The sequence below is a fragment of the Pseudescherichia vulneris genome (genome assembly GCF_902164725.1).
Lineage (GTDB): Bacteria > Pseudomonadota > Gammaproteobacteria > Enterobacterales > Enterobacteriaceae > Pseudescherichia > Pseudescherichia vulneris.
This window is the reverse complement of the sequence record NZ_LR607338.1, coordinates 3,875,429-3,884,231: the sequence shown is the minus strand read 5'-3', so window position 1 is coordinate 3,884,231 and position 8,803 is coordinate 3,875,429. Positions and strand designations below refer to the sequence as shown.

Annotated in this window: 6 protein-coding genes; 4 read left to right on the top strand and 2 right to left on the bottom strand. The window is 58.7% G+C overall.

Annotated features, from left to right (window positions below):
- Window positions 1-8 precede the first annotated feature (8 nt).
- Together gap and FN633_RS16120 are read right to left on the bottom strand one after the other, a co-directional pair.
- Complete coding sequence (gap, locus tag FN633_RS16125) at window positions 9-1,019, bottom strand: type I glyceraldehyde-3-phosphate dehydrogenase (RefSeq protein WP_154058412.1); 1,011 nt, start codon at window positions 1,017-1,019, stop codon at window positions 9-11.
- 78 nt (window positions 1,020-1,097) lie between these two features.
- Window positions 1,098-2,078 (bottom strand): GlxA family transcriptional regulator, encoded by a 981-nt coding sequence (locus FN633_RS16120; RefSeq protein ID WP_154058411.1) that lies wholly within the window; start codon window positions 2,076-2,078, stop codon window positions 1,098-1,100.
- A gap of 397 nt (window positions 2,079-2,475) precedes the next feature.
- On the opposite strand from FN633_RS16120, the gene pgaA reads away from it, so the two are divergent.
- From pgaA to pgaD, 4 genes are read left to right on the top strand one after another with little or no spacing between them, the layout of a single operon-like run.
- Window positions 2,476-4,938, top strand: coding sequence for a poly-beta-1,6 N-acetyl-D-glucosamine export porin PgaA (gene pgaA, locus FN633_RS16115; protein ID WP_154058410.1), 2,463 nt, complete (start codon window positions 2,476-2,478; stop codon window positions 4,936-4,938).
- Between the two features lie 9 nt (window positions 4,939-4,947).
- Entirely contained in the window at window positions 4,948-6,963 is a 2,016-nt protein-coding gene (pgaB, locus tag FN633_RS16110) for a poly-beta-1,6-N-acetyl-D-glucosamine N-deacetylase PgaB (RefSeq protein ID WP_154058409.1), read from the top strand.
- A complete protein-coding gene (gene pgaC, locus FN633_RS16105) occupies window positions 6,960-8,294 on the top strand; it encodes a poly-beta-1,6-N-acetyl-D-glucosamine synthase (protein ID WP_154058408.1) in 1,335 nt (444 codons plus the stop codon). Before pgaB ends, pgaC begins: the two co-directional genes overlap by 4 nt.
- Window positions 8,291-8,725 (top strand): poly-beta-1,6-N-acetyl-D-glucosamine biosynthesis protein PgaD, encoded by a 435-nt coding sequence (pgaD, locus tag FN633_RS16100; RefSeq protein ID WP_154058407.1) that lies wholly within the window; start codon window positions 8,291-8,293, stop codon window positions 8,723-8,725. Before pgaC ends, pgaD begins: the two co-directional genes overlap by 4 nt.
- Window positions 8,726-8,803 lie beyond the last annotated feature (78 nt).

Below are 8,803 nucleotides of genomic sequence, written 5' to 3'. Positions count from 1 at the left end.
AAAAAGAGTTATACACCGCGCTGCGCCATCAGTTTCGCAAGGTCGACCAGACGGTTAGAGAAGCCCCACTCGTTGTCATACCAGGCGAGGATCTTGACCAGCTTGCCGCCGATTACCAGGGTAGAGAGGCCATCGATTATCGAGGAGCGCGGATCGCCCTGATAGTCGCTGGAGACCAGCGGCTCGTCGCTGTAGCCCAGAATGCCCTGCAGTGGCCCCTCGGCGGCGGCCTGACGGAAGGCATCGTTGACGTCATCCACGGTCACGTCGTGCTTCAGGGTCACGGTCAGGTCAACAATTGACACCACCGGTACCGGCACACGCAGCGAGTAGCCAGTGAGGCGGCCTTCCAGTTCAGGAATAACCTTGCCGAGCGCCTTCGCCGCGCCGCTGGAGTAGGGGACAATCGACAGGGCCGCAGCACGCGCCCCGCGCAGGTCTTTCTCCGGCTGATCGTGCAGCGCCTGGCTGTTGGTGTAAGCATGGGTGGTGTTCATCAGGCCATGCTCAATGCCGAAGCGCTGATGCAGCACCTGAGCGGCAGGGGCCAGGCCGTTAGTGGTGCAGCTCCCGTTGCTTACCACAAAGTGCTTCTGCGGATCGTAACTGTCGTGGTTGACCCCCAGCACGATGGTGAGATCGTCGTTCTTGCCTGGGGCAGAGATGATCACCCGCTTAGCACCGCCGTGGGTGATATGCACCTCGGCTTTTTCGCGATCGGTAAAGAAGCCGGTGGCCTCAATCACAATCTCAACGCCGACGCTGGCCCACGGAATATTTGCCGGGTCGCGCTCGGAAAAGACCCTAACGGGTTTTCCATCTACCTTCAGTTCACCTTCTGCTGCCTCCACCGGTACGGGGAGCGTCCCCAGCAATGAGTCATGCTTTAACAGATGCGCTAGCGTTTTGCTGTCCGTCAGATCGTTGATTGCCACAATCTGCACCTCTGCATTACCTAACGCGGCACGAAGCACGTTGCGACCGATCCTGCCGAAGCCATTAATACCGACCTTAACCATGATGTACTCCTGTTATGCTGTAACTGGAATCAGAGTAGGCCGCGCCCGTAATGGCGTAAATGACAAAAAAGGATCACTTTACGCCATCTTGCGGCTGTGAAAGCGCTGACGATACTCGCCGGGGGTGAGCTTGAGCTGCTTCTCGAAAATTCGGCGTAGATTGATGCTGGTGCCAAAGCCGGTTGCTACCGCCACGCGCTCCAGCGTATCCATGGTCTGCTCAAGACGGTTTCTGGCAGCCGCCAGACGCGACTCTGCCACATAGCGTGCTGGGGTGGTGCCCGTCTCACGGGTAAAGACGCGGGTAAAGTTGCGCGGGCTCATTGCCGCCCGATCCGCCAGCGCCTCTACTGACAGATCGGCGGTCAGGTTCTCCTGGATCCAGCGCTGCACGTCGCCAATCGGGCCAGGGCCGTCGGCATCAAGCAGCTGGAAACGGCTGAACTGCATCTGCCCGCCGGGACGGCGCAGATACATCACCAGATCCTGGGCCACGTCGCGCGCCAGGGTAAAGCCGTAGTCCTCTTCCACCAACGCCAGCGTAAGATCGAAGCCGGAGCTAACCCCGGCAGAGGTCCAGATATGGCCATCCTGAATATAGAGCGGCCCGCCTTCTACCTTCACCAGTGGATAGTGGGACTGCATCTCCTCCAGCCGCCGCCAGTGGGTCGTTGCCCGGCGACCATCCAGCAGGCCCGCCTGGGCCAGCAGAAGCGCACCACCGCAGATAGAGACCACCCGACGCGCATGAGGAGCGGCAAGACGCAGCCAGTCCACAACCGCGCTGTTCTCCTGCTCGTTCATGCCCTTGCCGGTCACCATGATGGTATCCCGCGGCTCGGTATAATCGAGATCCACCAGCCTGAAATCTGCCAGCAGATTTAACCCCGACTGACCATGAATGACCTGGTGAGGCTGGGTAGTGGCGATGTCTATCCGATAGCGGGCGGAGGAAAACTCTTCCAGATGCAGGCGGTTAGCGTGCATCAGAATATCGGCAATACCGGCAGCCTCAAATAACATACCGCCATCAGGGACAATTATAAGAAACGTCTTCATGTCCTGAAAAGTAACCTTTTTATAAAATAAGTCAACTTTTTACTGCACAGATAAAAGCGCCGCTGTTCGTCTGTTTTTTGTTATACGGCGAGATTAAATGCCAAAAGTATTAGAAAAAGTGGTGTTAAAATTTTCTTTTTAACGTGACTTGTTTAACAGTGATGGCAAAAAAAATATTCCGCTGCTAACGTTTGCACACATCGAGATCTTATTATTAAAACGTGCCTTAATACACTCTGGAAACTGTTGAAATACGAAGAAAGTAGTAATTTAAATTAATTTTTCGTGAAAGCTAATAAATTACCGTGATGCGCGGGGATGCCCCTCGCATATTGCAGCAGCATATTAATGATAATGCTTATTTATTCCGGCATAAGGAAATAAGGACAGCACAGCTATGTTCAGCATTCACCGACGTAAAAATTTAGTAAAACGCTTTCGTTCCGGCACGTGCTTATTTACTGCAAGTATTATGCTGCCAACGTTCGCGTACGGAGCCTCTCCTGAATACGATGCCCTGATTGTGCAGGCACGGGAAGGGGAGCGAGCACCGCTGCTAAATTACTTAAAGGCTCAGGAACAGCAAACGCCGCTCACGCCCGATCAGGTCGCTGACTGGCTGCAGGTTACCGCCTGGGCAGATGACAATGCCGAGACGATCCGTATCTGGCAGCGCTATCAGGATCGCCTTCAGGTTCCGCCACGTGGGCGTATTGCTGTCGCCCGCGCGCTGCGTAACCAGAAAAATTGGAATGCCTCGCTGGCTGTCTGGGAGAGCGTCCTCAAGGACGATCCAAAGAATGCTGATGCGCGTACCGGCTGGATCATGACGCTGGCAGACGCCCGCCGTAACGAGCAGGCGATCACCGAAGCCAACAGATGGGCTGCGGAGGAGTCGGGAGCCGAGCGTGATGCGCTGGTGGCCTACGTCTACCATTCGCAGGGTAAAAACTGGGATGCGCTGCTGGCGACCAGCCGCGCCGAGGCGCTGGATCCGCAGAACAAAAGTGCCCAGTCCACCAAGCTGGCGGTGCTCTCTGCCAACCGTATTGCCGGGCCGGCGCTGGATCTCACCCCGCCTTCTGTCGCTTCAGGCCCCCTCGAGCGGCGGCTGGAGCTGGACGCGGTTGCCCAAACCGTGCGCTCGGCGTTTACCCCTACCCGTAACGAAGAGGAGCGTTTCCTCGTCGCAGATAAAGCCATCGCCCGCTACGACGCGCTGCTTACCGCCTGGAAGGACGATCCGTCGGCGCAGGGCGACGTGCGCCGCGCCCGTATTGACCGCCTGGGGGCGCTAGTGATCCGCAAGCGCACCAAGGAGACCGTGCAGGAGTATGAGTCACTCTCCGCCGACGGCCAGCCGATCCCGGACTACGCCAAGCGCTGGGTGGCCTCCGCCTACCTGGCGGAGAAGGATCCGCAGACAGCCGAAAAGATGCTGATGGCGATCTACTACCCCAACGGCCCGATCCCGGCGACGCCGCTGACCGAAGACGATCACCAGGATCTCTTCTATGCCCATATCGACAGCGGCAACTACCCGGCGGCGAAGCGCCAGGTCGACGATCTGGTTAAAAAGAGTCCCTACCTGATGCGGGTTTTGGGCTCTCCCGTGCCGCAGCCTAACGATAGCTGGCTGCTGGGCCAGAGCCTGCTTACCCAGTATGAGATTGAGACCAACGACCTGCCGGAGGCCCAAAAGCATGCGGAGTGGCTGGCGCGTACCGGCTCCGGCAACCAGGCGCTGCGCATTACCTACGCCTCGGTGCTGCTCGCCCGTGGCCTGCCGCGCCAGGCCGAACGCGAACTGAAGCTGGCTGAGGTGATCGAGCCAAGCAACCTTGAGCTGGAGAAGCAGCAGGCCTGGAACGCTCTTGAGTTGCAGGAGTGGCGGCAGGCGGACGAGCTGACCAACGACGTCATCGCCCGCAGCCCGGATGATGAATCCTCCCTGCGCCTCGCCCGCGCCCGTGAGGTACACAATAAGAGCGAGCTGCGGATCAACGGTTCACAGGGGATCTCTTCTGATAGCCCGGTCAGCGGCCAGCACGACTTCATCTTTAACGCGGCGCTCTACAGCCCGCCGATCGCCGACAACTGGCGGCTTTTCACGGTCTACAACTTCGCCAGCGGCGAATTCGAAGAGGGTAAGGGGATCAACCGCGATCTCGGCGTCGGTACCGAATGGACGGCGCGGGACTACTGGGCCGAAATGGAGGTATCAACGCGTAACTATGGCGACGGGCAGAAGACCGGCGGACGTCTGTCGGCGTGGCATGACTTCAACGATAACTGGCGGCTGGGCGGCTCTGCGGAGCGGCTGTCGCGCAATACCCCACTACGCGCCCTGCGCAACAACGTCTATGCCAACAGCGGCGATCTCTATCTGCGCTGGCATCAGACCGAGCGCCGGGAGTATCAGCTCTCTTTCGCCGCCTCGCACTTCTCTGATGATAACGATCGCATCGAGTACGGCCTGAGCGGCAAAGAGCGGCTGTGGACTACCCCGCGCTTTACCCTCGACTTCACGCCGGGCATTAGCGGCAGTACCAACACCAAGGAGGATGTCTACTACTACAACCCGAAACGCGATCTCTCTGTCGTGCCGGCGCTGACCGCCGAGCATGTGATGTATCAGCACTACGACACGATATGGAAGCAGGAGATTGCCGCTGGGGCAGGGGCCTACTGGCAAAAAGGTCACAGCGTCGGGGCAATAAATCAGTTTGGGTATGGACAACGGGTTCAGTGGAACAACGTCGTGGACGGCGGATTGATGCTGACCTGGGATAAACGTCCCTACGACGGTAAGCGTGAGCGGAATATCTCCCTCGCATTTGATTTGAATGTCAGGTTCTGAGGACAGGTCATGTTTAAGAAATGGCTGCGAGCCGCAACACTCATCGCCGGATGGATGCTCATCACCGCCTGTAGCAGTGCTGAGAAGCCGGGTTATCTTCCACCTTCTGCCAGACCGCCGCTGAACGCGGACAGTGCCTGGCCAAAAAACAGTTTTCTGGTACTGGGGTATCACGACGTTGAGGATGGCGCTGCGGACCAGCGCTACCTCTCGGTGCGCACCAGCGCACTGAACGATCAGATCGCCTGGCTGCGTGACAATGGTTATCAACCGGTTTCCGTACAGCAGGTGCTGGATGCTCACGACGGTAAAATCACGCTACCGGAAAAGGCGGTGATGCTGACCTTTGACGATGGCTACAGCAGCTTCTACACCCGCGTCTGGCCGATCCTCAAAGCCTACAACTGGCCTGCGGTCTGGGCCCCGGTGGGCAGTTGGGTGGATACACCCGCCAACCAGCCAATCGACTTCGGCGGTTTAAAAACGGCGCGTGACAAGTTCGCCACCTGGCAGATGGTCAAGGAGATGGGCGAGTCACCGCTGGTTGAAGTGGGGGCACACACCTGGGCGTCCCACTACGGCATCCAGGCGAACCCGCAGGGCAGCAAGGAGCCAGCCATTGCTAACCGTGGCTACATCAAAGCCACCGGCAAGTATGAAACCGACGAGGAGTATGAGGCGCGCATCAATAAGGACCTGGATCTGGTGACCAATAAAATCGCCGAGGTCACAGGTAAAGCGCCACGCGCGTGGGTCTGGCCCTACGGAGCGGCCAACGGTACGTCGCTGAAGCTGATCCATCAGCACGGCTATCGGATGGCCTTTACCCTCAACCAGGGTCTGGCTAACGCGGCGAACCTGGAAGATATCCCGCGCATCCTGATCACCAACAATCCGTCACTGAAAACCTTTGCCAGCCAGGTCGCCCAGGTGCGTGAGAAGCAGAACATGCGCGTGATGCATATCGATCTCGACTATGTCTATGACAAGGATCCGGCCCAGCAGCGACGCAACATCGACATGCTGATCCAGCGCGTGTACGACATGAAGATCTCCCATGTCTTCCTGCAGGCGTACGCCGATCCCGAGGGCGACGGCAACATCCGCGAGCTCTACTTCCCGAACCGCTGGCTGCCGATGCGTGCCGATCTGTTCAACTTTATCGCCTGGCAGCTACAGAGCCGCGGCGGGGTGAACGTCTATGCCTGGATGCCGGTATTGGCTTTCCAGATGGACGATCCGCTCCCGCGCGTCACGGCCTGGAACCCGGACACCAAGCGCAGCGCGGTAGAGCGCAAGCAGTACGTGCGCCTGTCGCCGTGGAGCCCGGAGGCCCGGAGGCGTATCACCGACATCTATGAAGATCTGGCAAAAGGGGCCGCCTTCAACGGCGTGCTGTTCCACGATGACGCCTTCCTGAGCGATTTCGAGGATGCCTCGCCGGATGCGCTGCGCGCTTACAAGGCAGCAGGTTTCCCGGGCAGCATCGAGGAGATCCGCAGCAATCCAGAGACCTTTAAACGCTGGACGCGCTTCAAGAGCAAGACGCTGATCGACTTTACCCGCGATCTCACCGCGTCGGTACGCGCCATTCGTGGGCCGCAGGTGCAAACCGCCCGCAACATCTACGCCCCGCCGATCATGGAGCCAGAGAGCGAAGCGTGGTTCGCACAGAACCTCGACGATTTCCTGGCTACCTACGACTGGACTGCACCGATGGCCATGCCATGGATGGAGGGCGTGCCGGAGGGCGAGGACAAAGCCTGGCTGGACAGGATGGTGAAAATTGTGGGTCAGCGCCCCGGTGCGCTAGATAAAACCGTCTTTGAACTGCAGGCGCAGGACTGGCGTGCTGACGCGAAAGAGAAAGATATCAGTGGCAAACAGATGACCGAGTGGATGCGCCAGCTCAAGCTGAGCGGTGCGGACAGCTACGGCTACTACCCTGACGATTTCCTTAACGATCAACCCGAGATGTCTGAGATCCGCTCTGCCTTCTCATCATACTGGTATCCGCAAAAATGACCGATCGCATTGTAGCGTTTCTCATACTGTGCCTGATGTTCAGCTTCCCGCTGGGGGTCGCGGCGATTTTTACCGGCGACATGATCCTGAACTTCGTCTTTTTCTGGCCGCTGTTTATGTCCGCGTTATGGATCAGCGGCGGGCTCTACTTCTGGTTCCATCGGGAGCGTCACTGGCCGTGGGGGCCAAACACGCCGCCGCCGGATCTGGAGGGGAACCCGCTCATTTCCATCCTGATCCCTTGCTATAACGAGGGGCTGAACGCGCGCGAAACCATTGAGGCGGCGCTGGCCCAGCGCTATGAAAATATCGAGGTGATCGCCATCAACGACGGCTCAAAGGACAACACCGGCGAGGTGCTGGACCAGCTGGCGATTGAGTATCCGCGTCTGCGGGTGATCCATCTGGCGGAGAACCAGGGCAAAGCGGTGGCGTTGCAGACCGGTGCGGCCTCGGCGCGGAGCGATTTCCTGGTCTGTATCGATGGTGATGCATTGCTGGATCGCGATGCGGCGGCCTATCTGGTGGCACCGCTGCTGCAATACCCTCGTGTTGGGGCGGTCACCGGCAACCCGCGGATCCGCACCCGCTCTACGCTGGTGGGCCGCGTGCAGGTTGGCGAGTTCTCCTCGATCATCGGCCTGATCAAGCGCACCCAGCGCGTCTACGGTCAGGTGTTCACCGTCTCCGGCGTGATTGCCGCCTTCCGCCGCCGCGCGCTGTCGGAAGTGGGCTACTGGAGCCCGGATATGATCACGGAAGATATCGACATCAGCTGGAAGCTGCAGCTGCGTCACTGGACCGTATTCTACGAGCCGCGTGCGCTCTGCTGGATCCTGATGCCGGAGACGATGAAAGGTCTGTGGAAGCAGCGCCTGCGCTGGGCCCAGGGCGGAGCAGAGGTGTTTATCGTTAACATGCGCCGCCTGTGGGCCTGGGAGTATCGCCGCATGTGGCCGCTATTTCTGGAGTTTTGCCTCTCGACCGCCTGGGCGTTTGCCTATGCGGTAACGATCCTGCTGTTCCTCGTTGGGCTGGTTTTCCCCATGCCCAGTTCTCTCCATGTACAACATCTGTTCCCACCGGCTTTTACCGGGCTCATGCTCGGCGTGGTTTGTCTCCTGCAGTTTTTGGTGAGTTTGATTATTGAACGACGCTATGAGCAAGGTATCGGCGCGTCGCTTTTCTGGATCATTTGGTTCCCGGTGGTTTATTGGATGTTGAGCTTGTTCACAACGTTGGTCGCCTTCCCCAAAGTGATGCTGATGCGCAAGCGCAGCAGGGCGCGCTGGGTAAGTCCTGACCGTGGTATAGGAAGAAATGATCCATGAAACAACCGCTGATTTTTACTGAACTGCGTATCATGCCGCGTATTTTTGACGTGGCCCTGACCCTGATTGCCTGGCTGGGGTTCTCCTACCTCGTCTATGCAGGACTGATAAACGCGCTGGCCAACGCGCCGTTTATTGGCTTTGGCCCGCTCTTTTCTACCGTCAACACGGTGACGTTCTACCTGATGGTGGCGCTGATCAACGCGGCGGTGCTGATTGGCTGGGCCAAATATAATCAGATCCGCTTCCGCGTCGAGCGCCGCAAGCGCCGTCCGGGACTGGGTCGCGATGAACTGGCAGCCAGCTTCCGCATCGCCCCGGCGCTGGTACAGGATCTGAGCAACGGCCGTGTGCTGACCGTGTTTCACTACGACAACGGGGCCATCAGCCGCGCGGAGGTAGACAAAGGCCTTATCGCCAGCGTTGCCTAACGCCGTTTAGCGCCTTGCCCAGAACGCGGGAGAGCGACCTGGGCAAGGTACTTCCTCCTACCAAAAACACACTTCTCG

Bases quoted from the DNA above. Each gene is read 5' to 3' on its own strand.
- gap (WP_154058412.1), bottom strand. From the start codon at position 1,019: ATGGTTAAGGTCGGTATTAATGGCTTCGGCAGGATCGGTCGCAACGTG.
- FN633_RS16120 (WP_154058411.1), bottom strand. From the start codon at position 2,078: ATGAAGACGTTTCTTATAATTGTCCCTGATGGCGGTATGTTATTTGAG.
- pgaA (WP_154058410.1), top strand. From the start codon at position 2,476: ATGTTCAGCATTCACCGACGTAAAAATTTAGTAAAACGCTTTCGTTCC.
- pgaB (WP_154058409.1), top strand. From the start codon at position 4,948: ATGTTTAAGAAATGGCTGCGAGCCGCAACACTCATCGCCGGATGGATG.
- pgaC (WP_154058408.1), top strand. From the start codon at position 6,960: ATGACCGATCGCATTGTAGCGTTTCTCATACTGTGCCTGATGTTCAGC.
- pgaD (WP_154058407.1), top strand. From the start codon at position 8,291: ATGAAACAACCGCTGATTTTTACTGAACTGCGTATCATGCCGCGTATT.